The following is a 24784-nucleotide window of genomic DNA, read 5'->3' as shown; positions in this document are numbered from 1 at the left end:
AAGATCGCAGCCTGCGGCAGCTCCTACGAGGGAGGGTTTCAGGCGATGTCTTCAGCCGGCGTGTCCAGGCCCATCGCATGCAGTCGCGAGTAGTAGCCGTTTTGCGCCAGCAGCTGCGCGTGGGTGCCGCGCTCGACGATCTGGCCCTGATCCATCACCAGGATCAGGTCAGCCTTCTCGATGGTCGACAAGCGGTGAGCGATGACCAGCGTGGTGCGACCTTTCATGACCTGGTCCAGCGCCGCCTGAATGTGGCGTTCGGATTCGGTGTCGAGTGCCGAGGTCGCCTCGTCGAGGATCAGCAGCGGCGCATTTTTCAACAGTGCCCGAGCGATCGCCAGACGCTGTCGCTGACCACCGGAGAGCAACACGCCATTTTCACCGACCTGTGTATCCAGGCCTTCGGGCATCTGCGAAATGAAGTCCATTGCGAACGCATCCGTGGCGGCCTTTTCGATGTCGGCACGGGGTGCACCGGCCAGGTCACCGTAAGCGATGTTGTTGGCAATAGTGTCATTGAACAGGGTGACATGCTGCGTGACCTGGGCCACGTGCCGACGCAGGTTGCGCAGGCGGTAGTCTTCGATCTCGACATCATCGAGCAGGATTTCGCCGACGTCGTGATGATAGAAACGCGGAATCAGGCTGGCCAGGGTCGACTTGCCGCTGCCTGAGCGACCAACCAAGGCGATCATCTGCCCCGGCGCCGCCGAGAAATTGATGTTCTTCAATACTTCACGGTCGGTTCCCGGATACGTGAAGCTGAGGTTGCGCACCTGCAGGTGGCCGTTGACGCGATCACGCTCGACCGTGCCGTTATCGACTTCAGGCTCGACGTCCAGTTGCTCGAAAATGCTTTCGGCACCGGCAACGCCTTTCTGGATGGTCGAGCTGACTTCCGAAAGCTGCCGGATCGGCTTCGGTAACAGACCGGCGGCGGTGATGTAGGCCACCAGATCACCGGCGGTGGCGTCACCGCGCAGGAACAGCACGAGGAACATCAACACGGCCATGGCGGTGTAGATCACCAGTTGCAGCATGGGCGTATAGACCGCACCGGTCTTGGTCATGCGCAATTGCTTGTCGGTGTTGCCCTGGCTGGCGGCGGCAAAGCGCTGTTCTTCGTAGCTCTCGCCACCGAAGCTGCGCACTACGCGATAGCCCTGAATGGTCTCCGAAGCCACGTGCGTCACATCGCCCATCGCCACCTGGATCTTCTTGCTCTGCTTGCGGAATTTCTTGCTGGTGTTGCCCACCATCAGTGCAATCAGCGGCAGGATGGCCAGCATCACCAGGGTCAGCTTCCAGTTCATCCACAGCAGATAGGCAAACAGGAAGACCACGGTCAGGCCTTCGCGGATCACCACCTTGATCGCATCCGTGGCCGCACCGGTCACCATCGTCACGTTGAACGTGATGCGCGAGATCAAGTGCCCGGAGTTGTGGGTGTCGAAATAGCGGTTGGGCAGCACCAGCAGTTTGTTGAACAATTCGACGCGCAGGTCATGCACCAGCCCCAACGACACCTTGGCCAGGTAGTAGTTGCCGAGAAATGAGCCCAGGCCCTGCCACGCCGCGATCAGGATGATCAGCAACGGTACAGCCATCAGCAACTGCAAATCCTTCAGGTAAGGAACTGTAGGGAAGAGCACCGCTTCAGGATTGCTCAGGCCATCGACGAAATACTTGAGAATCCCGGCCAGCATCGGTTGTGTGGAGGCAAAGATCACGAAGCCCACGATACTCAGCAGGAAAAGGCCGACATAGGGTTTCACATAACCCAACAGCCGAAGATAGATTTTCAGGCTGGAATCCTGTCCCGCTTTGGGCGGTGCGTCAGTCATCGTAGAGCTCACTGGTTAGGTAGAACGCGAAATTTTATCACAGGCGTCGGAATTGGCCCGCGCCCACACCAAAAGACTGGCCAGCCCCACGGGTAACCAGCTTATGAACCATTCGGGCCTTGGTGTACCGGACAGACTGGCGGCGTCAAACTGCATGGCCAGTGTCGAAAACAGCCAGATGCCAATGATCCCCTTGGCATAGAGCGTCTCGCGGACTTTCCAGGCCTCGTACAGTACTGCAAGCCAAATCGCACACCACAACAGCAGTCCTGGCAACCCCAACTCGATGGTCACGTGGGTAAACAAGTTGTGCGTATGGTCAAAATACAGATCCGAAGCGAACACTCGGTAATTACCGCCAAGACCCAGGCCAAGCCATGGATGCTCACTGATCATCTGCAAACTGGCTATCAGGATCTGCGGGCGATAAGACACCCCACGCGCCACGACGAAGGATTCGAAGAACCAGACAGCCAGCACCGCCACGATCAATGCAACCGCCGCGATGATGCGACTGCGTCGGTCACCGCTCCACACAGGCATGGCGAGTATGGTGAAAAACAATGCCACCCCGGCACCGCGGCTCTGGCTAAGCATCACAAAGGCGCAAAGCAGGCCCAGAGCAACCGCCCAGACTCCTTGCATCCTGCGGTTGTTCGGAGGCCAGAAAGCCAGCCATACCGCTGCCAACCCAATGACATAGCCCCCCAGAATCGGATGAGACAACTCACCCAACCCCTGAAGACGCGAAGTCCAGTCGTTTCCGTCAACGCCATAAAACCTGACGATGGCTACCAGCGCCGTCGCTGCCAACCCGATGCCTCCCCATTGCATGATGCGGATCACACGCTCGGGCCGGCCATTGGCAAAAACCGGAAAGAACAACAGGAACACCACGATATAGAGCAAACGCTTGGCCTCGCGAGCGAGGTCAGGAGTGTTCGTCCATGCAAGACTGATCAGCGACCAGACCAGAAGACCGAGCATCGGTAGGTAGATCCAGCGTTGCTCATAGAACAACTCCCGGAGTCGGAAACGTGCGGACCATGAAAAAAATATCGCCGGCACCCACAGCAATGCGACCAAACCTTGTTGATAGATTTTGTTGGTAGGCGCAACTGCGATGGCCAACAAAAACCACAGCAGACCTATTGTCATCCATACTTGCGCCCAGCGTTTTTCTTGCATCAAATTACCCCTGAGAAAAATCACCCACCCCGCCCGGCATGGTTAAAGCTGAAACTTTTCGGCATCATTGCCCGCCACAACACCCCGTATTCCAACAAGGCTTCTACGATGCAATGTTCTAGGCTTTCGATAGCCGCTCTAAATCAGATGATTGAAGGCGCCAGAGTACTGGAAGCCGACAGCTTTGGGCCGAAAGTCTACCTGTTGCAGAATGGGAATATTCTGAAACTGTTCCGCCGCAAGCGTATTTTTTCCTCCGCGCTGTTTCGTCCCTACTCGAAACGCTTCATCGACAATGCCACCGAACTGCAAAAGCTCGGTGTGCCGACCTTGCAGGTCCTGCAGTACTACCGACTGCAAACACCGGGCATGACTGCAGTGCTTTACCAGCCTCTGCCAGGAGAGACCCTGCGCCAGATCGCCAGCAAGGAAGGCTTCACCTGGCCGCAGGCCCTGCCGGAGCTGGTCGGGCTGATACAAAGTCTTCATAAGTCGGGGATTTACTTCCGGTCACTGCACCTGGGCAACATCGTGGTGACACCCGATAACCGCATGGGCCTCATCGATGTGGCAGACATGCGTTTTCTGCGGGCGCCGTTGCCCCGCCATTTGATCAAGCGCAACCTGCAGCACTTCGCGCGCTATATTGCACGAGAGAACCTGAACGACAGCTTTCCGATGCAAGCACTCGAACAAGCATTGCTGCCATCATGAAAGCAATGCCCGGGAGGTCTGGCTGAAGCTTAGCCAGGCTTGATCCGGCGCGAGTGCCTGATACTGATCTGCCGCGATCGTCTGGGCAGAGACGCTGAACGCTCGCACAATGGCGTCGCGCCAGGCACTCACATCCTCGACCGGGGCGTACCAGCCAGTATCGCCCAGTTGCTCACGGAACACGTCCAGTTCGCTGGCGATTACCGGAACGCCCGCCATCACCGCTTCCTGCATGATGAGTCCCAAGCCTTCGCTCAGCGAGGGCATCGCGACCCAGTCGAATGCACGATAGAGTTGCGCCACATCGTTGACGTGGCCCGGCAACAACACCCGGTCGCGAAGCCCAAGCGTATCGATTCGCGCTTCCAGATCGGCACGGGCCGTACCTTCTCCCACAATTACCAATAGCAGATCCGGCCGTTCATGCAATGCCGCCGCAAAGGCATCGAGCAGGCAACCGAAACCTTTTCCTGCGACCAGCCGTCCGACGGCTCCCAGTACCGGCGTGTTATCCAGGTGCAGCCCCAAACGCGCACGCGCCTGCTCACGCGGCAGCAGAGCCGAACGGAAGGCAGCAGGGTCGAAAGCGCTGCGCAGCGTCGTGACCGGTACTTGCAGGTCCTGGCTCAACGAAGTGGCGAGGGTTTGCGACACAGCCACCACCGTCAGCCGGGAAGCCGGGAGCCGCTGAAAGAGCGCCCGATCAGTCGCGTGAACCCGCGTCGAACCATGGAAAACCACCACCGCACGGATATGTGGCAAGACCTCGAGCACAGGCAGCAGCGTTCGCGCTACACCCAGGCCATCGAGCAACAGTACGTGAGCATCGCTGTCCTGGAGGGCACGCTGAAACCTGTGGCGCATCCATGGTCTGGTCAACCGCCAGAAATGTCGCCCCTTCAACCGGGCAGAGGACAACCCCCACTCCCGCACTTCACCGACTTCTACCCCGCTGTCGGACGCATGTCCCTGAAGCAGCCAGGTTTCAATCGGTACGGTGGTCGGAGCCTGAGACAATATCTGTTGGTGCACCTTATGAGTCGAGGCGAACGGAGCACCGCTGGCCCACATGACGTTAAGAATGCTCATAGCAGTCAAATGCCCAAATTCAGGCGGATTTTTTCCAGCAGACTCAACGGTGCGCGAGCACCCAAAGCAGGCTTGAGTTCCTCGACGATCCGCTGACCGATGCGCGCAAAACTGAACTGGCTGACCGCCAGCTCACGACCATTTCTGCCGATACGCTGTGCCAGTTCCGGGTCGCTGCGCAATAGCGCCAGCTTTTCCTGAAGCTGCGCGATGCTCTGATAGAACACAATGTTGTGCATATCCTGCAGCCCCAGCGCCTGGCTTTCCGCCTCCCCCTGGTCATACGCCAGCAACACACAACCGCAGGCCATGGCCTCGAAATTTTTGATCATGAATTCGCCCATGCCGACATCGGCACTGACGAAAAAGCGAATACGGTTGAGCGTGTCGCGGTACTCCTCACCGGATTTCGTGCGAGTGACCACCAGGGGTTCGACACGGGCCAACTCATCGAGCAGGGCCTTGCGTCCACTGTAGGCGACACTGTTGGTGCTGCCGACAAAAGCCAGTTCGATATCCCGCTCGCGGCCTTGATCCTCGAGTTGCGTCTGGTCGTAACCCTTGGGCACGAACACCGCGTCGAACCCCTCGCCGCGCAGCCGTTCGGTGACAACGAAACCGGAACTGATGACTCGCGCCCACGGCAGCCGGCGGTAGTGCGCGCTGAACTTGCCGGTGTACTTGCAAGGAATGTAGTTCTGGTACGCATCGTGTTCGAGAATCACCAAGTTGGGGATCGTGCGTATAAACCCGACCTGACGGATTTCCTGCTTGAAGCGCAGGAAAAACACGATGCGGTCATAGCGCGAGACATCGACTTCGCGCCGGAAATAGCTGCGCAGGTTGCGCTGTTCACTGCTGCTCAGCCACCGCAGGTCGCACTCGCAATGAGCCGCCACGCCGTCGTACAAACGGTCCAGGATGGCCCGTTGATCTTTCTGCACCAGAAATAGAACTTTCATCGTCTTCCTTGCCGCAACAGGCAAACCGAGCAACACCTGACACCCTTCCTGCTCGCAGCAGGCGGACTTCAGGCCCGTAACACTTTACAAATGCCAGAACAGCTCATGGCGACGCACAGCCTTGCGAAAAAACTCGTTCTCGCCATAGGGCGAGCCGGAGCGCCCGGCCAGCAGTCGCTGCAACCCGCGACGTAACCGTCGTTTGAACGGGGCCCTGGGCTGCAAGTCATGCATCATACCCAGTGCCATGGCCTTGTCCCGCTGCTGCGACTGAGCCAGCAGAAGGCAGTAGGGATGCAGCAACGAGGCCGGATCGAACACCGGTGGCAACGTCACACCGGCACCGCTATCGCCCATTGGCCAGCGATCGTTGTCATGCAGGTGATTGGCGTAACCGAGCAGCGTCGGCTGCCAGTCGAGCCCGTTCAAGGCTTCGAGAACTGCTGCGTGAGCGCAGATATGATCCGGGTGTGGATCAAGGCTCGGGTGTGGCAGCACGATCACTTCAGGCTGTGCCCGCAGCAGCAGCTCACGCAGGTCGGCCAACAAATTGTTCCAGGTCGGCGCACCGTCGACATCGCCCGGCAAGGCAAACGGGTTCAACTGGCGAAACAACCGGGTGTCGTTCAAGTCCGCTTCGCGCGAGCCTGCCGGCTGAGCAGGCGAGGCTTGCATGGCCGCCAGTTGCAGACAAAAATAGCCCAACTGCACGCAACGGCTTTCAGGCACCCCGGCCCAGCGCGGCACCGCAATACTGTCCCAGGCACGCAAACGGCCTTTGAGCCGCGCGGCCTCGACCTTGCCCAAGCCCATCTGCTGATAGTGTTCGGCTTCGATTTCACCGGCCGTCAGTGTGACGACCCAGGTTTCATCGGCCTGGCTGTACAAACCGTAGGCCGCCAACTCCGCATCATCGGCATGGGGCGCGATGACCATCACCCGCTGACGGCGGTAATCCGGATGTTCGAACGCCCACAACACAGGCTCGCCGAGCAGTCGGCAATAACGCCCGCGCAGACGCAATTCGCCTCGTGACAGCACCTGCGCCTGACCACTGAGATTGAGGTAACGCAGGCCGTTCACACCACGTTCGAAGGTTTGTCGGTCCGGGTTATCACCCCCGGACAACTCCACCACCGGATCGAGAAAACGCCCCAGCCATGTGCTTTTGATCCGCAGCGCCAACACCAGCGTCGCGTCGTCGACCAGCATCACACCGTCGTCCAGTCGCAGGCGGTCGCCGCTCAGATGGACCTTGGGTTTTGGCGTGTAGGGCGGGAAGTTGTACTGGTAATCGTCGTTGGGCGAGTAGAACAGATGATCGGCAAACCAGGCTTCGTGGGCGATCCAGCCCAGCACCGCCAGCACCAGCGGCAACCACCAAGCCACCATCACACCGATGGCGACCAACACCGCCAGTGCGATCAACAGACCGATGCGTTTGTTGCGTCGATGGCGCTTGAGCAGTTGCTGTTTGCGGCTCATGGGCTGACTCATACGGTGTAGACCGGCACAGGGTTGCACCAGCGATCCTTGTATTCCCGGTCGGCGCGACCGAAGGAAAAGCGCAAGGGCTTTTCCAGCGCCCGGGCATGTTCCCAGGCACTTTGGGTGTTGAGAAAACTCAGCACGCTGCCGGGGCTGAACTCGCGGGTTTCAGGGTCGACGCCGCCATTGATGTACTCGACGCTGATCCACTGCGGTGTCTCGACGCGGTACACCAGTTGAATCGCGATCGGCGCATCGTTGAGGAAAATCACCGAACCGATCAGCAACTCGCGCAGCAACTCGATGACTTCGGCCATGCGCTCGGCGCCGGTCGCCGGGAAGCCCCAGCGGCGCTGGAACAAGTCGCAGTAAATCGCCGCCAGCTCGCCACTGGAAAACTCGGACACCGGCCGCACCGTGCCGCCCGCTTCTTCCAGCAAACGCAATTCACGGCGCTGGTTGTAGCGAAATTTCTTCGACAATTCTTCAGGCGTGCGGGCCATGGCCAGTTGTTCGGTCTGCAACTTGATGCCGGTGAAACGGCTTTCGTTCAGCGCCGACAAGTAACGACCACGGTGACGCAGCGGTGCCTGGGCATCTTCAGCGGCAGGCAGAATGATCTCGGCGTTGCCGAGGTCGAACAGGCCTTTTTTGCCGCGACGCTTGAGCACGTCTTTGGACAAGGCAAGGTCGCGTCCCCAAGTCGGGATCGCTGCTTTGACTTCGCCGTTTTGCTCCCAGGCCAGGTAACGCACCGGGATATCGGCCAACTGCGCCAGACGCTCGACCACCATTGGATGGGTCGCGACGCTGCCGCCATAACGCTGCCAGGCCTCGGCGTAAGTCGAGGCATCGGCTACCAACCAGCCACGTTCGCGCCAGCCTTGAAATCGGTTGAGCATCAGCCCCTCGGTGCCAGTTCGATAACGTGTGGCAAATGCCAGAAAGCATCGCGTACCGCGCGGTCGGAGAAGCGTTCGCGCAAGCGATCGAGCATCAGCTCGGCGCATTGGCGACGTTGCTGATCGTCCATCGCGGCCAGATGTTGCAGCCCTTGAGCCAGGTGTTCGGCATCGCCCAGGGGGAACAGAATGCCCACGCCCTCGACCACTTCCTTTGCCCCACCACACGCGGTGGCGAGCAACGGTACGCCGGCGGCCATGGCTTCGAGCAGCACCATGCCGAACGGCTCGTGATCGGAACTCAGGGCGAACACGTCAAATGCACGGAAATAGCGCCGTGCTTCGGGCACCTGGCCGAGGAACAGGACGCGATCGCCAATCCCCAACTCCCGGGCCTGAGCCTTGAGATCCTGCTCCAGACGGCCACTACCGAGAATCACCAACTGACTGCTGGCCGGCAACCCCGGCAGCGCCGCGGCAAAACCGTCCAGTAATGTGGCCTGATCCTTGTCCGGATGCAGCCGTCCGACGTTGCCGACCACCCAGGCATCCGGCGCCAGCCCGAGAATTTCCCGAGCCTTGCGAGCCGTCACCTGGCTGTCCTGCAACGTTTGCACATCGATGCGGTTATAGAGCGTCTGAATCCGCGACGCCGACCACTTTGGCAGGCAACGGCGCATGTCATCGCGCACCGCATCGGACACCCCGAGCAGGCTCAGGCGCTTGCGGAAAATCTGCGCGAACAGTTTGCGCGTACCTCGTTTGTAATCGTCAAACGCGTGATGCACGCCAATCACCGGCAACGACGTGCCGAGCAAGGCGATGTAGATCGGCTTGAAGCGATGGGCGATGCAGAAACTGAAGTTGCGCGAAGCGGCGATCTTGCGCAGATCGCCGATGGCGCCCAGCTTCAGACCACGAATGGCCTTGGAGCTGTATTCCATGAACAACACTTCGTCGGAAGCGCAACCCGCAGCGACTTCGGCGTCGGCGACCCCGGTGAGAAACACCGTGGTCACGCGATAACCGGTCCCCGCGAACAGGCTGGCGTACTGCCGGGCACAGTCCAGAAACGGCCCGTCATAGCCGTGGCAGAACTGCAACACATGGCGTTCAGCCGAGCGTGTCATAGGTGTTCGCGCCCTCTTTGACCACCAGGATGTCTTCCATGATCAGATACTGTAGATCCGATCCGAAGAACATGTTCAGTGCATCGGTCGGCGAGCAGATCATCGGTTCGCCACGACGGTTGAGCGAGGTGTTCAGCGACACGCCGTTGCCGGTCAGTACTTCCAGCGCCTTCATCATGTCGTAGTAGCGCGGGTTGTATTCGCGCTTGAGCACCTGGGCCCGGGAAGTGCCGTCTTCGTGGACGACTTCCGGCACGCGGGTTTTCCACTCTTCCGCCACTTCAAAGGTGAAGGTCATGAACGGTGCCGGGTGATCGATCTTGATCATCTGTGGCGCGACGGTGTCGAGCATCGACGGGCAGAAAGGCCTCCAGCGCTCGCGGAACTTGATCTGGTGGTTGATGCGGTCAGCCACGCCGGGAATGCTCGGGCAACCGATGATCGAACGACCGCCCAGTGCGCGCGGACCGAACTCCATGCGGCCCTGGAACCAGGCCACCGGGTTGCCGTCGACCATGATCTTGGCGATCTGCTCCGGCATGTTGTCGAGCTTGCGCCAGGTCGGCTTGTTCTCGTGACGGGCGCACGCGGCAATCACGTCTTCGTTGCTGTACGACGGGCCGAGGTAGACGTGTTCCATCTTCTCGACCGGTACGCCACGGGCGTGAGACACATAGGCAGCAGCGCCGACGGCGGTGCCGGCATCACCGGACGCAGGCTGTACGAACAGCTCTTTGACGTCGTCGCGGGCAATGATTTTCTGGTTCAGCTTGACGTTCAACGCACAGCCACCGGCATAGGCCAGTTTGCCGGTTTCCTTGAGCACGTCGCCCAGGTAGTGGTCGATCATCTGCAGCGAAATTTTTTCGAACAGCGCTTGAATGCTGGCGGCGTAGTGGATATACGGCTCGTCGGCGATGTCGCCTTCGCGCTTCGGACCCAGCCACTCGATCAGCTTCGGCGAGAAGTAGTAACCCTTGCCCTTCTCTTTATAACGACGCAGGCCGATGACGTTGGCGTAGTCGGTATTGATCACCAGCTCGCCGTTTTCGAACGAGGCCAGGCGCGAGAAATCGTATTTGCTGGCGTCGCCGTACGGCGCCATGCCCATGACCTTGAACTCACCGTCGAGCATGTCGAAACCGAGGAACTCGGTGATCGCGCCGTAGAGGCCGCCGAGGGAGTCCGGATCGAAGAATTCCTTGATCTTGTGGATCTTGCCGTTTTCGCCATAACCGAAGAAGGTCGTGGCGTACTCACCCTTGCCGTCGATGCCCAGGATCGCGGTTTTCTCTTTGAAACCGGAGCAGTGATAAGCGCTGGAGGCGTGGGCCAGGTGGTGCTCGACCGGCTCGATCTTGATCTTCTTCGGATCAAAACCCAGTTGTTCCAGGCACCAGACGATCTTGTTGCGATAGCGCTTGTAGCGACGGTTGCCCATCAGGATCGCGTCGAGTGCACGATCCGGGGCGTACCAGTAACGCTTGGCGTACTGCCAGCGGGCCTTGCCGAACAGGCTGATCGGAGCGAACGGGATCGCTACCACGTCAACGTCGGAAGGTTTGATGCCGGCCTGTTCCAGGCAGAACTTCGCCGATTCGTAGGGCATGCGGTTCTTTGCATGTTTATCGCGCACAAAGCGCTCTTCTTCAGCCGCCGCGACCAGCTTGCCGTCGATGTACAAGGCTGCGGAAGGATCATGGCTAAGGGCGCCGGACAGGCCAAGAATCGTCAATGCCACAGGGGTCTAGCCTCTTTAGTCTGCGTGCAGGCGCAACGCGCCTCAAAAATTAATGTGCCCTCGCAAGGGGCGAGAGACAGCTAAAGGGCGGGATTATAGCTTAAAAGCAGCGGCAAGCCTCTAGCGGCTAACGGCATGCTTTTTCGGCCATGACCTTGCCGGTGTTTATCCGCGCGCGGGTCGCCAGTAGATAAGGATATTGCCGTCCACGCCTTGCCGGTAAATCGTGTACGGCAAGACAACGGTGTCCAGAGCGCCGGACAAGGTCAGGTCCAGCAATACAAGTGGTACGAGGATACCCGTGGGATCGGGCGGTGCATTCAACACACAGAAATCGTAGGAGAGGCCGCTGTAAACCCTGGGAATGGACTGGCAATAGGTTTTTTGCCTTCGCAGCCCCTGAGCCGCGTCGGCATCGTCCTGCAGAACCGTTACGGCGGTCCCGCAGCCGGTCAAAGCCAGCGAGATAACGCCCGATGCAACTGCCATTTTTATTGTCAAAGCCTGCCCTCCGAGAACGTCTGGGCAAACTAGCATTGGGGGGAATCGGGCCACAGTTCATGGCTTCCGAAGATTGCGTAGGACGGTTCACAAGAACTTGTCCCTAATCTTCATCGGCTGGCTGGGCCCCTTCGCGAGCAAGCCCGCTCCCACACTTGATCCATGTTGCGCACAAATATTGTGTTCGCCGGGGAGCTAATGTGGGAGCGGGCTTGCTCGCGAAAGGACCGAAGGTCCGATTCAGGCCGCGCTGGAGATATCTTTGGGCAAACGCTGATCGATAACCTGATACAGCGCACTGCTTTCCGGCCAATTCCGCATGAACCGCGCCCGATCCCGCGCATACGCCGGTGCAAAACTGGCGAGCGAGCCGTGCTGGCACATCGAATCCAGATCGATCAGCGCCCAGCGATCCTCCTGCCAGAACAGGTTGTGACCCTTGAAGTCGCCGTGACTGATGCGCTCACGAATCAGTTCGGCAAACAAATGATCCAGCGCCGCCAGTTCGGATTCCGGTGCATCACCGCTTTCAACATACGGCGCAAAGCGCTCGATGATGTCCGGCCCGGGCAGATGCTCGGTGATCAGATACGCGCGGCTGCGCAGCCACAGAAAGCGCTTTTCCAGCAACGCCAGCGGCTTGGGTGTGGCGATCCCGAGGAACGCCAGGCGATTGCCTTCGCGCCAGGAGTGCCAGGCGCGGCTCGGGCGCCAGAAGCGTTTGAGCCAGTGGGCAAACCCCTTGATGTTGTAGCGCTTGATCACCAGCGTGCGGCCATCCACCTCTACCTTGCCGACGCTTGCCGCGCCGCCGGTCTTGTACAAGTGGCCCTGATCGAGCAAGGCATCGGCCTGTTCAAGCACCGGCAACATCGCCGCTTCTTCCTCGCGACGAATCGCCCGCAAGCCGAACGCGTCGCGCTGGACGCTGAACAGCGTGCATTCGCGGCCGACCTTGATGAGGTAGTCCTTGAGGCGCCAGCGGCGGACCTTGTCGATCTGCTTCTGCAACGCCTCCATGGGCAAGGCGTGCTCGCCATTGCTCAGCAGGTAGTACACCAGCAATTCTTCGGTGAACGGCTCAAGCGACTTGGGCAATTGAGCGAAAAACACCCCGAGGTTTTCCAGGACTTTCTGCCGCGACAGCGGCTGGCCTGGCGTTTCGGTGCAGATTCCGGCGCCATCGATCAAATACAGACGATTGCCCTGGCGCAGCAGGTTGTCCAGGTGCAGGTCTTCCTGCCACAGGCCTTTGCGGTGCATCTGGCCGATGGCGCCCAAGGCTTCCGCCAGCACCGCCGTTTGCTCATCGGCCAACACTGGCAGATGCTCGACCTGCTGCCAGGCATCACCGAGGCTTGCGGCGTTTTCCAGAAACTCGAACAGCAGCCAACCGCCCTCGCCGTCCTTGAGCCCGTCAGCCAACAGCAGCGGTGTGGTCAAGCCTTGCGCCGCCAGCAGGCGCACGCCATCCAGCTCCCGCTGAAAATGCCGCGCCGCTTTGGCACCGACCAGCAATTTGGCCAGCACCGGACGGCCACGCCAGACACCGGCCCCGACATATCGCTGCCCGGGCAACACCCGCAACAGACTCAGCAGCTGCAAATCCGCCGGTCCGGCGGCATCGGCCAGCGAAAGGCTCAGCGGCAGCGTCGGGCTGCGGCCGGCGTTCTTCAGTTCTGACAAACGCATCAACGTTTCCCCTTGCGGTTACGCCGTGCGGTCAGGCGATTGAGCCAAGTGTCGATAAGCGAGCTGTCTTGCGGCTGATCCAGATACGCGGCCAGCAAAATGCGCAACTGCGCTTCACTCCACTCGGGCGCCCGTCGCAACAGAGGCTCCAGATCCTTGACCCGGTCACGCTGACCGAACAGTAACGGTCGGGTCTTTTCCAGATCGATCAATTGGGCCTGATAGCCGTCGCCGGAGGCGCACAGGAAAATGTGCTTGGGATAAAAGCAGCCATGCACCTGACGCTTGCCGTGAAGGCGCTGCGCCAGCTTTCCGCAGGCCTGCATGATGGCGCTGTGTTGCGCCTCGCTCAGTTCCGACCAGCGCTGCAACAACGAATCCAGATCATCCCAACCGTCCAGAGCACGGGTCAGCAAGATCGCCCGGACCTCGCCGTCGACTTTGCGCTCACCGAAGAACGCCGCCTTCAACGCCGGAATACCGAGCTTTTCATAGAGGCTGATGTTGCGAAATTCCCGGGCGAAGCTCGGCTCACCGAAGGGCGCGTGCAACGTGTGCATCTGGTAGTTGCTCTGACGCTTGAGATAAAAGCCCTGACCCTCCAGATCGAGTCGAAACACGCTGCTCCAGCCACCGCGAAGGGTGTTGGGTTCGTCCACGGCTTCGAGTTGCCGGGCCCACAGTGCGTCGAACGTACCGAGGCCGTGGCGTTCAAGCAACGCACGGTCTTCGGCGGCCAGAAAATCAGTCATTCGCGTCCCTCGAAAAATCTCACCACGTGCCGGATCCGTTTCTTGTCCGCGGCATTGAGCCGGGTCCGTTGGCAATATTGCAGATAAAAGCGCAGGCGCTGGGTGGTCGATAATTGATACTTGGCGACCTTGTCCAGGCAGGCCAGGTCCTTGGTGATGCGGTACTTGAGCCAGAAACCGCTCCAGAAATCGCCGTTCGGACAATCGATCAGGAACAACCGGGCATGGTCGTCGATCAGCAGGTTGCGCCACTTCAAATCGTTATGGGTGAAGCGATGATCGTGCATGGTCCGGGTGTAGCCGGCCAACTGGCGGCTGACGGTGTCGACCCAGGCGCGGTCGGCGAGCTTGGGATCGTGCCGCTCGGCCAGCGCCGACAGATCCTCGGTATTGGGCAGTTCACGGGTAATCATCGCGCCGCGGTCGTACGCTGCACCGCGACGTTCCAACCCCCACGCCACCACTTCGGCGGTGGGAATGCCCCACTTGGCAAAGCGCTTGAGGTTTTGCCATTCCATCTTCACCCGGGGCTTGCCCAGGTAACGACGCAAGCCCTTGCCGGCACCCACGTAGCGTTTTACGTAATAATTGACGCCATTGCGCTGAACGCGAATGACTTCGGACAACGGGTCGCGGGTCAGGCGCTCGCCCTCAAGCGCAAATACCGCGTCGAGGCTGCCGAAATCGCCCGCCAGGTCGCTGTACTCAGGCTCCAGTTTCCAACCCGCCATCAGAGGGCGTCCCCGTATCGCTGCTTGCGATCGTAGAGTTTGTTGGCCTTGCTTTCGAGCCAGCTCAACAGCCCGGCTTCCTCACTGAGAATCTGCCGCAGCGGTTGCTGGAAATAGCCTTTGAGGAAGCGCAATTTGTCGCGGCGGGTGAGGCCGATGTCCAGCGCCGAAAAGTACAGCGCCGCCAGATCCTTGTTGCGCCAGCGCGCGGTGATCGCCGGACGGGTCTGGGCACGGTGCAGGTCGATCACCGAGAGCTTGAAGTCTTCAGCGGTCACCGGTTTGTCGGTGTGCAGCAGAAAGTGGCAAATGTAGCAGTCGCGGTGATTGACCCCGGCGCGGTGCATCATGCCGGTCATACGCGCCACTTCAGCGATCAGTGCACGCTTGAGTTTTGGCTCAGGCGGCTGCTTGATCCAGTTGATGCTGAAGTCTTCGAGGCTGACGGTCGGCGCCAGTTCTTCGGTGACGATGAACGAATGCTGATCCGCCGGGTTGCTGCCCTTTTCGCCGTAAGCGACGGCGGTCATGGTTGGCACGCCGACTTCTTGCAGGCGCTGGATGGCTTTCCATTCCTGGCCGGCACCGAGTACCGGCAATTTGGCGGTGAGCAGGTTCTTGAAGATTTCGCCCCAGCCAATGCCACGGTGGATCTTCACGAAAAACCCGTTGCCGTTCACTTCAGTGCGCAGGGTGCGGCGAGCTTCAAGTTCGCGGTACACCTCGCCCTGCAAGCCTTCGACTTCGGCAAACGGGTCGCGCCCGGCCCAAAGGCTCTTGAACGGTTCAGCCAGCATCAACTTCATTTAAGCGTGCTCCGCCAGAATCACATCGGCCGCGTGCTGCGGCATGCTGTAGAGGTCGGCCGTCTCGGCGAAGGCCAGACCGTTGCGGCTCCAGGCCGCCCGTGCTTGAGCGTCGTTCAACATGCCGGTCAGGTACTGTGTCAGTTGCGCCTGTTCGAACGGCTCGTCCAGTACCAGGCCGGCGTCGGCCTCGGCAATGTAATGGGCGTAACCACAGACTGCGCTCACCAATACCGGCAACCCGGCCACCAGCGCTTCAAGCAGCACGGTGCCGGTGTTTTCGTTGTATGCCGGGTGGATCAACAGATCGGCGCCCAACAGGAAACGCGGAATATCGCTGCGACCCTTGAGGAACGTCACGTTGTCACCAAGCCCTAATGTCGCGCTCTGCATCTGGAACAATTTGGGGTCGTCCTGGCCGATTACAAACAGCCGGGTGCGTTTCTTCAGATCAGCGGACAATGCCGCCAACGCCTTGAGGCTGCGATCGACGCCCTTGGTCTTGAACCCGGAGCCGATCTGCACCAGCAACAATTCATCGTCCTTGAGGTTGAATTCGGCACGGAACCCGGCGCGAATTTCATCAGCATTCGCTGGACGGCGACGGTCCTGGGCGATGCCCGGCGGCAGCAGATGGAAGCGCTCCAGCGGCGTGTCGTAATGCTTGATGAACAGCGGCTGCTGCACTTCGGAAATCATCAGCACTTCAGTCTTTGCGTCTTTGGCAAACACCGCGCGTTCGTACTCGGCGAAGTGGCGATAGCGACCCCAGCGGCGGTACAGCGAGTTACGCAGGTTTTGCGCTTTGTCTTCGAAGCAACCGTCGGCGGCGTAGTAGACGTCCAGGCCGGGCATTTTGTTGAAGCCGATCAAACGGTCCACCGGACGCTTGGCCAGGTCCGCTTCCATCCACTCGCTGAGCTTTTCGTTGCGACGATGGTTGAAGAACGCCTTGACCGGCGCCACCAGCACTTCGAATCCCGGCGGCACGTCGCCTTCCCAGATCAGCGTGTAGACACGGATCTGATGGCCGCGCTTCTGGCACTCCAGAGCGATGCGCATGAAGTCGCGCTGCAAGCCACCAAACGGAAAGTACTTGTACAGGACAAATGCCAATTGCATCAGCGCAGCTCCTCAGCCAGTAACAACGTGCTCAGTCGGCTGGCGACACGCTCGGGATTCAGACGCGTGAAGCACAGTGGCCACTCGCGTTTAAGGTCAAACTGACGGGCATCTTCGGCCGTCGGTTGATAAGTGCATTTCTTTTGCAGGCACGGTGCGCACGGGAAGTCGCTGGCCAGGTGAATCTGCGACTTGCCGTAGGCGCCGGTCAGGCCGGGGTTGGTCGGACCGAACAGCGACAGCGTCGGCACATCCAGCGCAGCGGCCAGGTGACCGAGACCGGTGTCCACCGCCACGCACGCCTGCGCGCCGGCCAGCACCTTGCCGACACCGGCCAGGTTCAGCTTCGGCAACACTTCGGCGTGCTTGAACCCAGCGGCGATGCGCTCGGCGCGGGCTTTCTCCGCTGCGTTGCCCCATGGCAGTTTTACGCCCACACCGAGATAACCGACACGCTCGGTCAGCTCACGCCAATAGGCTTCAGGCCAGTGTTTGGTGTCCCAGGTGGTGCCGTGCAGGAACAGCACGTAAGGATTCTTGCGCGGCAATTCCACCAGGCGCTCGACACTCAGGCCATAGTCGCCCAAACCTTTGGGCAAGTCGTAACCCAGGGCGATGGCGAACAACTGCCGCACTCGCTCCACCGCGTGCTGGCCACGGGCAACCGCCAGGCGTCGATTGTAGAAACGTGCAGCGATCGGCTCGCGCGCCGACGCTTTATCGAGGCCAGCCACCGGTGCTTTCACATAACGGGTCAGCAAAGCGCTTTTCAGCAGACCCTGGGCATCGATGACCAGATCGTATTTAGTCGCGCGAAGGCTTTGCTTGAAGCGCTTCCACTCGCCGCTCTTGATGGTTTGCCAGATGTTCTTGCGCCAGCGACGGATTGCCACCGGAATCACCTTGCCCACCGCCGGGTGCCAGGTCGGGATTTCGGCGAAGCCTTCTTCCACCACCCAGTCGAACTTGATGCCGGGGATCGCCCGCGCCGCGTCGGTCAGCGCCGGCAACGCGTGAATCACGTCGCCCAGCGATGAAGTCTTGATCAGCAGTACGCGCAAACTATTTGACCTCGACCACAGTGCCCTGCAAACGCTGCAAGGCTTCGTTCACCGCTTGCGGCATCAGCTGGCGCAGGCAGTTGTAATGGCCGAAACGGCAGGTGCGGTCGAAGCAAGGGCTGCATTCGATGCCCAGGCGCACGATCTCGACATGCTCGGCCAGCGGCGGCGTGAAGCCCGGAGAGGTCGAACCGTAGACCGCCACCAGCGGGCGGTTCAACGCGGCAGCGACGTGCATCAGGCCGGAGTCGTTGGACACCACCGAGTCGGCGCAGGACAGCAGATCGATGGCCTCGGCCAGCGAGGTGCCGCCACTGAGGTTCACCGACTCTTCGCGCAAACCGGGAATCAGCCGTGAACGGATGTCTTCACCCACGGCATGATCGTTTTTCGAACCGAACAGCCAGACTTGCCAACCCTCGCGAATTTTCGCTTCGGCCACCTTGGCGTAGTGCTCGGACGGCCAGCGCTTGGATTCGCCGAACTCGGCGCCGGGGCACAGCGCCAACACCGGGCGATCAAGGGTCAGGTCGAATTTGGCCAGTGCCGCCTCGCGGGTCACCGGATCGATCTGCAGGCTCGGACGCGGATACGGCTGTGGCAAATCGAAACCGGGCTCATAGGCCAGCGCCATGAAGCGCTCGATCATCAGCGGGTAACGATCTTTGTCCAGCATGCGCACATCATTGAGCAGGCCGTAGCGGAATTCGCCACGCCAGCCGGTGCGCTTTGGAATACCCGCGAAGAACGGCACCAGCGCCGACTTCAGGGAATTGGGCAACAGGATCGCCTGGTCGTACTGGCCGGCCAGGGATTTGCCGATGCGCCGACGCGTCGTCAGCTCCAGCGCGCCGTGGCCGAGCGGGAAGCTCAAGGCCTGGCGAACTTCGGGCATGCGCTCAAGAATTGGCCGGCTCCACTCGGGGGCCAGCACGTCGATTTCGCATTGCGGGTGGCGTTGCTTGAGACACTGAAACAGTGTCTGCGCCATCACCATGTCACCGACCCAACTGGGCCCAACGATCAGAATTTTCATGTAGTTTCCAAAAACGATCCGGGGAGGCAAAGGCCTCCCCGTTTCGAGAATCAGCTTAGCCCCAGCTCACGCCAGATCCGCATGACCTGTCGCCGTTCGTCCGCGAACTGATCGCCCGGTATCACCCCGGCGTCCTTCTGCAAGGCCTGCCGGTGGGCGGCGGAGCGGTAAGCCTTATAGGCCTCACGCAACAGACTGGCGTCTTCGACGGGCATCAACCCTTCGTGTTCCAGCTCTTCCAGAATGCGGATGTTGTCCGTCCAGCGCAGCAATGGCGGGTGTGTTTCGGACCACGCCAGGGCCGCGTATTGCACCATAAATTCAATATCGACGATACCTCCGGCGTCCTGCTTGAGGTCGAAGGGCGCCGTGGCTTCGAAGGCATTCGCCCCGGTGCCGGCCGCCGTGCTCTTGCTGCCGAGGTTATCGCGCATCTTGGCGCGCATCTCGCTGACCTCCTGGCGCAGCGTCGTCAAATCGCGCGTTTTACCCAGAATTGCAGCGCGAACCTGCTCGAATGCGCGACCGACATCCTCGCTGCCCACCAACACCCGTGCACGCACCAGCGCCTGATGTTCCCAGGTCCAGGCTTCATTTTCCTGATAGCGGGAAAAGGCCCCAAGTGAACTTACCAACAAACCCGACGCGCCGGACGGTCGCAGGCGCATGTCCACTTCATACAGCTGCCCTGAGTTGGTCTGCGCCGTCAGCAAGTGAATGATCCGCTGCCCGAGCCGGGTGAAAAATTGCGCGCCATCGATCGGTTTCGGTCCGTCGGTTTCCGCCTGCGGATCACCGTCGTGGATGAACACCAGGTCCAGGTCAGAACCATGCCCGAGTTCCAGGCCACCGACTTTCCCATAACCGACAATAATGAAGCCCGGATCGCACAAGCTGCCATCTGTGCGCAACGGCGTGCCGTACTTGGCGACAGTCTGCCGCCAGGCCAGGGCCAACACTTGCTCAAGAATCGCTTCGGCGAGCCAGGTCAGGTAATCGCTGACTTTCATCAACGGCAGGCTACCGGCGATTTCCGAAGCGGCAACCCGCAAGCGGTGCGCCAGTTTGAAATGACGCAAGGCTTCCATTTGCTGTTCGAGGTCGTCCTCGGGAATCCGCGTCAGCCGCTCGCGCAATTCGGCGGCCAACTCCGGCGCCAGGGGCGGTTTGAACAGCCGGCCTTCGTTGAGCAACTCATCGAGCAGCAACGGGAAACGGGTGATCTGCTCGGCGATCCACGGGCTCGCCGCGCACAACGTCAGCAAGCGGCGCAGTGCGCCGGGGTTTTCGGTCAGCAAAACGAGATAAGCAGAACGCCGCGCCACGGCTTCCACCAGTGGCAGCACCCGCTCCAGCACCAGATCGGGATTGGCGTGTTCCACGGCTTGCGCCAGCAAGCGCGGAATAAAAGCATCAAGACGCTCGCGCCCCAGTCGCTGCATGGCACGCAATTGCGGGCTGCTGCGCAAGCCGGCCAAGGCCTTCAGCGCTTTTGGGGCATCGGCAAAACCGCCCTCCTCCAGCTGACGGCAGGCCGCTTCTTCGTCTTGGGCTTCTTCCCACAACGGCAGCCACTCACCACCGACCACCACTTCACTTTCGGCACCCTCCTCTTCATCGGGATCGGCGATCACCTGACCGAAATGCCAGGCCACACGGCCGCGCCAGTACATTAATTGCTCATGAAACGCCGACCAATCGTCAAAACCCAACATAAAGGCAATGCGCGCCTGATCCTGAGCGCCATCCGGCAGCATCTGGGTCTGGCGGTCGGCGATCGCCTGGATCGCATGTTCGGTGTAGCGCAGGAATTCGTAGCCTTCGCGCAGTTCGCTGATCACCGCTGGCGGCAGGTAACCCTGACCTTCCAGGGTGCTCAGCACTTTCAACAATGGGCGCTGTTGCAGGCTCAAGTCGCGACCACCGTGGATCAGCTGGAAGGCCTGGGCGATAAACTCCACTTCACGAATGCCGCCGGAACCGAGCTTGATGTTATCGGCCATGCCCTTGCGCCGCACTTCCTGCTGGATCAGCTGCTTCATAGTGCGCAGCGCTTCGATGGCGGAAAAATCCAGATAGCGCCGGTAAACGAACGGCCGCAGCATTTCTTGCAGTTGCGCGCCGGCCACTTGATCGCCGGCCACCACCCGCGACTTGATCATCGCGTAGCGTTCCCAGTCGCGGCCCTGATCCTGGTAATACTGCTCCAGCGCGTTGAAACTCAGCACCAGCGCACCCGCCGAACCGTAAGGGCGCAAACGCATGTCGACACGGAACACAAAACCGTCGACGGTCATCGGGTCCAGGGCCTTGATCAGGCGCTGGCCGAGACGGATGAAAAATTCCTGGTTATCCAGCGGACGTTTTACACCGACCGTTTCACCGCCCTCGGGGTAGGCGAAGATCAGGTCGATGTCCGACGACAGATTGAGCTCCACCGCACCGAGCTTGCCCATGCCCAGGACCACCATCTGCTGCGTCTCGCCGCTGCGTCGCCCGGTCGGCACGCCGAATTGCTGGCAATGGCGCGTGTACAACCATTGATAGGCTTGATCGATGCTGGCATCGGCCATGTCGGAGAGATCGCGGCAGGTCTGGACCAGATCGGCCTGGCGGTTGAGATCGCGCCAGATGATGCGCACCTGGTGGCGAGTGCGCTGGCGGCGCAAGGCACGGCCCAATTGATCATCGGTTTCGGCAGCGTTCGTCGCTGCAGCGATCTGCGCGCACAACTCGCCGGGGGCAAAGCTGCGATCCAGTTCGCCGGAGCGCACCAGCTCCAGCAACATCAAAGGGTCACGCACGCTCTGTTCAATCACGAAATCGCTGGCGGCGGTCACGCGGGCGAATTGCGCCCAGCGCTCAGGCGTCCAGGTCGACAGGCCATGATCGTCATCCAGAGCGGCGACCGCAGTACGGAACGACTGCTCGGCGCGGGTGACAAACGGCAACAGAATGGCGGGCAGTTGGGCAAGCGAAGGGAGGCTCATGGTCTATCCTTGATCGGCGTGCAACGGGCTGCATGTAGTGAATCTCGCAAACCCACTACCTGATTGAGTGTCGAACAAAAGTTAGAAATAGCTGAAATTTCTTTATTATTGGCAGCCAACATCAAGCTTTCACCTTATACAGTTGGAAAAAGACCAACCTTAACGATTATTCTCACAACACAGTCGGGGGCCACAAGCCGCTCATCTGTAGTTTTACTACTCGTATATACATTAGTAAGGCTGAAATGCCGGATCATTTGTAGTAAAACTACACACCGCCGGAACAACCTATCGGCAATCCAAGAATTCATAACGTCTGCCCACAAGGCCAGTCGCTAACTCAGGCAACCGATTCTGGTAGCCTTTCCGCCCTGGAGCAAGCCATGCAAGACCTCGATCCCGTCGAAACCCAGGAATGGCTGGACGCCCTGGAATCGGTTCTCGACAAAGAAGGCGAAGACCGTGCTCACTATCTGATGACCCGTATGGGTGAACTCGCAACCCGCAGCGGTTCGCAGTTGCCTTACGCCATCACCACGCCTTACCGCAACACCATCCCGGTTACCCACGAAGCACGCATGCCTGGCGACCTGTTCATGGAACGCCGCATTCGCTCGCTGGTACGCTGGAACGCGATGGCCATGGTAATGCGTACGAACCTGAAAGATTCTGACCTCGGCGGTCACATCTCCAGCTTCGCCTCCAGTGCGACCCTGTATGACATCGGCTTCAACTACTTCTTCCAGGCCCCAACCGACGAACACGGCGGCGACCTGATCTACTTCCAGGGCCACACCTCGCCAGGCGTTTACGCCCGTGCGTTCATGGAAGGCCGCATCACCGAAGACCAGATGAACAACTTCCGCCAGGAAGTCGACGGTCAGGGCCTGTCGTCCTACCCGCACCCTTGGCTGATGCCTGACTTCTGGCAGTTCCCGACTGTATCCATGGGTCTGGGCCCGATCCAGGCGATCTACCAGGCACGTTTCATGAAGTACCTGGAAGCCCGTGGCTTCATCCCTGAAGGCAAGCAAAAAGTCTGGTGCTTCCTGGGCGACGGCGAGTGCGACGAGCCGGAATCCCTGGGCGCGATCTCGCTGGCTGGCCGCGAGAAGCTCGACAACCTGATCTTCGTCATCAACTGCAACCTGCAGCGCCTCGACGGCCCGGTTCGCGGCAACGGCAAGATCATCCAGGAACTCGAAGGCGTTTTCCGCGGTGCTCAGTGGAACGTGACCAAAGTCATCTGGGGCCGTTTCTGGGACCCACTGCTGGCCAAGGACGTCGACGGCATCCTGCAACGCCGCATGGACGAAGTCATCGACGGCGAGTACCAGAACTACAAAGCCAAAGACGGCGCGTTCGTGCGTGAACACTTCTTCAACTCGCCGGAACTCAAGGCGATGGTTGCAGACCTGTCCGACGACGAGATCTGGAAGCTCAACCGTGGCGGCCACGACCCGTACAAGGTCTACGCGGCGTACCACGAAGCGGTCAACCACAAAGAACAACCTACCGTCATCCTGGCCAAGACCATCAAGGGTTATGGCACCGGTGCCGGCGAAGCGAAAAACACCGCGCACAACACCAAGAAAGTCGATGTCGACAGCCTGAAGTTGTTCCGTGACCGCTTCGACATTCCGGTAAAAGACGAAGAGCTGGAAAACCTGCCGTTCTTCAAGCCTGAGCCGAACAGCGCCGAAGCCCGTTACCTGAGCGAGCGTCGCACTGCACTGGGCGGTTTCGTGCCACAGCGTCGCGCTCAAAGCTTCAGCGTTCCGACTCCGTCACTGGATACCCTCAAGGCTATCCTCGACGGTTCGGGTGACCGTGAAATTTCCACCACCATGGCGTTCGTGCGGATCCTCGCGCAACTGGTGAAAGACAAAGACATCGGCCCGCGCATCGTTCCGATCATCCCGGACGAAGCCCGTACCTTCGGTATGGAAGGCATGTTCCGTCAGTTGGGCATCTACTCGTCCGTCGGCCAGCTCTACGATCCGGTCGATAAAGACCAGGTGATGTTCTACAAGGAAGACAAGAAAGGCCAGATCCTCGAAGAAGGCATCAACGAAGCGGGCGCCATGAGCTCCTTCATCGCGGCCGGTACTTCGTACTCCAGCCACAACCAGCCAATGCTGCCGTTCTACATCTTCTATTCGATGTTCGGCTTCCAGCGTATCGGCGACCTGGCCTGGGCTGCCGGCGACAGCCGTACCCGTGGCTTCCTGATCGGCGGCACCGCCGGCCGGACCACCCTGAACGGTGAAGGCCTGCAACACGAAGACGGTCACAGCCACCTGCTGGCTTCGACCATCCCGAACTGCCGCACCTTTGATCCAACCTACGGCTACGAGCTGGCGGTGATCATTCAGGACGGCATGAAGAAGATGACCGAAGAGCAACAGGACGTTTTCTACTACATCACCGTGATGAACGAGTCCTACCAGCAGCCAGCCATGCCGGCCGGTGTCGAGGAAGGCATCATCAAGGGTATGTACCTGCTTGAAGAAGACACCCGCGAAGCGGCGCACCACGTTCAGCTGATGGGCTCCGGCACCATCCTGCGTGAAGTCCGTGAAGCAGCGAAAATCCTGCGTGAACAGTTCAACGTCGGCGCCGACGTATGGAGCGTTACCAGCTTCAACGAACTGCGTCGCGACGGCCTGGCCGTTGAACGCACCAACCGTCTGCACCCGGGCCAGAAGCCTAAGCTGAGCTATGTGGAAGAGTGCCTGAACGGCCGTAAAGGTCCGGTCATCGCCTCTACCGACTACATGAAACTGTTCGCCGAGCAGATCCGTCAGTGGGTACCGTCCAAGGAATTCAAAGTCCTGGGCACCGACGGTTTCGGCCGCAGCGACAGCCGCAAAAAACTGCGTCATTTCTTCGAAGTCGACCGTCATTTCGTGGTGTTGGCAGCCCTGGAAGCACTGGCTGACCGTGGCGATATCGAACCTAAGGTGGTGTCTGAAGCCATCGCCAAGTTCGGTATCAACCCGGAAAAACGCAACCCACTGGACTGCTGAGGAGAG

Annotated in this window: 19 protein-coding genes; 2 read left to right on the top strand and 17 right to left on the bottom strand. The window is 60.0% G+C overall.

The window, feature by feature from the left end:
• Positions 1-38: 38 nt before the first annotated feature.
• Together msbA and V6Z53_RS04745 are read right to left on the bottom strand one after the other, a co-directional pair.
• Entirely contained in the window at positions 39-1844 is a 1806-nt protein-coding gene (msbA, locus tag V6Z53_RS04750) for a lipid A export permease/ATP-binding protein MsbA (RefSeq protein ID WP_338584392.1), read from the bottom strand.
• A 15-nt stretch (positions 1845-1859) separates the two neighbouring features.
• Complete coding sequence (locus tag V6Z53_RS04745; protein WP_338584391.1) at positions 1860-3032, bottom strand: O-antigen ligase family protein; 1173 nt, start codon at positions 3030-3032, stop codon at positions 1860-1862.
• Between the two features lie 108 nt (positions 3033-3140).
• On the opposite strand from V6Z53_RS04745, the gene V6Z53_RS04740 reads away from it, so the two are divergent.
• Positions 3141-3746, top strand: coding sequence for a serine/threonine-protein kinase (locus tag V6Z53_RS04740; protein WP_338586448.1), 606 nt, complete (start codon positions 3141-3143; stop codon positions 3744-3746).
• On the opposite strand, the gene V6Z53_RS04735 is transcribed toward V6Z53_RS04740, so the two are convergent.
• The 15 genes from V6Z53_RS04735 to glnE all read right to left on the bottom strand — a co-directional run bounded on the left by V6Z53_RS04735 (position 3741) and on the right by glnE (position 21749).
• Positions 3741-4835 carry a glycosyltransferase gene (locus V6Z53_RS04735; RefSeq protein WP_338584390.1) on the bottom strand — a complete coding sequence of 365 codons (1095 nt, stop codon included), beginning with the start codon at positions 4833-4835 and terminating at the stop codon, positions 3741-3743. The genes V6Z53_RS04740 and V6Z53_RS04735 overlap by 6 nt on opposite strands.
• Before the next feature lie 5 nt (positions 4836-4840).
• The gene (locus V6Z53_RS04730; RefSeq protein WP_338584389.1) at positions 4841-5797 is read right to left on the bottom strand and encodes a glycosyltransferase; all 957 of its coding nucleotides are present in this window, start codon (positions 5795-5797) and stop codon (positions 4841-4843) included.
• 84 nt (positions 5798-5881) lie between these two features.
• Complete coding sequence (locus V6Z53_RS04725; RefSeq protein WP_338584388.1) at positions 5882-7282, bottom strand: PIG-L family deacetylase; 1401 nt, start codon at positions 7280-7282, stop codon at positions 5882-5884.
• 8 nt (positions 7283-7290) lie between these two features.
• Entirely contained in the window at positions 7291-8187 is an 897-nt protein-coding gene (locus tag V6Z53_RS04720; RefSeq protein ID WP_338584387.1) for an antimicrobial resistance protein Mig-14, read from the bottom strand.
• Positions 8187-9317, bottom strand: coding sequence for a glycosyltransferase (locus tag V6Z53_RS04715; protein WP_338584386.1), 1131 nt, complete (start codon positions 9315-9317; stop codon positions 8187-8189). Before V6Z53_RS04715 ends, V6Z53_RS04720 begins: the two co-directional genes overlap by 1 nt.
• Entirely contained in the window at positions 9301-11058 is a 1758-nt protein-coding gene (locus V6Z53_RS04710; RefSeq protein WP_338584384.1) for a carbamoyltransferase, read from the bottom strand. The genes V6Z53_RS04715 and V6Z53_RS04710 overlap by 17 nt, the downstream gene beginning before the upstream one ends.
• A 165-nt stretch (positions 11059-11223) precedes the next feature.
• Positions 11224-11559: a YceK/YidQ family lipoprotein gene (locus tag V6Z53_RS04705; RefSeq protein ID WP_338584383.1), complete on the bottom strand. Its 336-nt coding sequence runs from the start codon at positions 11557-11559 to the stop codon at positions 11224-11226.
• Between the two features lie 240 nt (positions 11560-11799).
• A complete protein-coding gene (locus V6Z53_RS04700; RefSeq protein WP_338584382.1) occupies positions 11800-13251 on the bottom strand; it encodes a lipopolysaccharide kinase InaA family protein in 1452 nt (483 codons plus the stop codon).
• Entirely contained in the window at positions 13251-14003 is a 753-nt protein-coding gene (locus tag V6Z53_RS04695) for a lipopolysaccharide kinase InaA family protein (protein ID WP_338584381.1), read from the bottom strand. The genes V6Z53_RS04700 and V6Z53_RS04695 overlap by 1 nt, the downstream gene beginning before the upstream one ends.
• On the bottom strand, positions 14000-14734 hold the full coding sequence (locus V6Z53_RS04690) for a lipopolysaccharide kinase InaA family protein (protein ID WP_338584380.1): 735 nt from the start codon (positions 14732-14734) through the stop codon (positions 14000-14002). The genes V6Z53_RS04695 and V6Z53_RS04690 overlap by 4 nt, the downstream gene beginning before the upstream one ends.
• Positions 14734-15540 carry a lipopolysaccharide core heptose(I) kinase RfaP gene (gene rfaP, locus V6Z53_RS04685; RefSeq protein WP_338584379.1) on the bottom strand — a complete coding sequence of 269 codons (807 nt, stop codon included), beginning with the start codon at positions 15538-15540 and terminating at the stop codon, positions 14734-14736. The genes V6Z53_RS04690 and rfaP overlap by 1 nt, the downstream gene beginning before the upstream one ends.
• Positions 15541-16662, bottom strand: a complete 1122-nt coding sequence (locus V6Z53_RS04680) for a glycosyltransferase family 4 protein (protein WP_338584378.1) — start codon at positions 16660-16662, stop codon at positions 15541-15543.
• Positions 16662-17723, bottom strand: a complete 1062-nt coding sequence (waaC, locus tag V6Z53_RS04675; RefSeq protein WP_338584377.1) for a lipopolysaccharide heptosyltransferase I — start codon at positions 17721-17723, stop codon at positions 16662-16664. Before waaC ends, V6Z53_RS04680 begins: the two co-directional genes overlap by 1 nt.
• A gap of 1 nt (position 17724) precedes the next feature.
• Positions 17725-18759 carry a lipopolysaccharide heptosyltransferase II gene (waaF, locus tag V6Z53_RS04670; RefSeq protein ID WP_338584375.1) on the bottom strand — a complete coding sequence of 345 codons (1035 nt, stop codon included), beginning with the start codon at positions 18757-18759 and terminating at the stop codon, positions 17725-17727.
• Positions 18760-18809: 50 nt separating this feature from the next.
• Positions 18810-21749, bottom strand: a complete 2940-nt coding sequence (glnE, locus tag V6Z53_RS04665; protein ID WP_338584373.1) for a bifunctional [glutamate--ammonia ligase]-adenylyl-L-tyrosine phosphorylase/[glutamate--ammonia-ligase] adenylyltransferase — start codon at positions 21747-21749, stop codon at positions 18810-18812.
• A 383-nt stretch (positions 21750-22132) separates the two neighbouring features.
• Here glnE and aceE point away from each other — a divergent pair, with 383 nt between their 5' ends.
• Positions 22133-24778: a pyruvate dehydrogenase (acetyl-transferring), homodimeric type gene (aceE, locus tag V6Z53_RS04660; RefSeq protein WP_338584372.1), complete on the top strand. Its 2646-nt coding sequence runs from the start codon at positions 22133-22135 to the stop codon at positions 24776-24778.
• Positions 24779-24784 lie beyond the last annotated feature (6 nt).

The organism is Pseudomonas sp. MAG733B (assembly GCF_036884845.1).
Lineage (GTDB): Bacteria > Pseudomonadota > Gammaproteobacteria > Pseudomonadales > Pseudomonadaceae > Aquipseudomonas.
The sequence above is the reverse complement of the archived record's forward strand: the minus strand, read 5'-3'. Positions and strand labels throughout refer to the sequence as shown.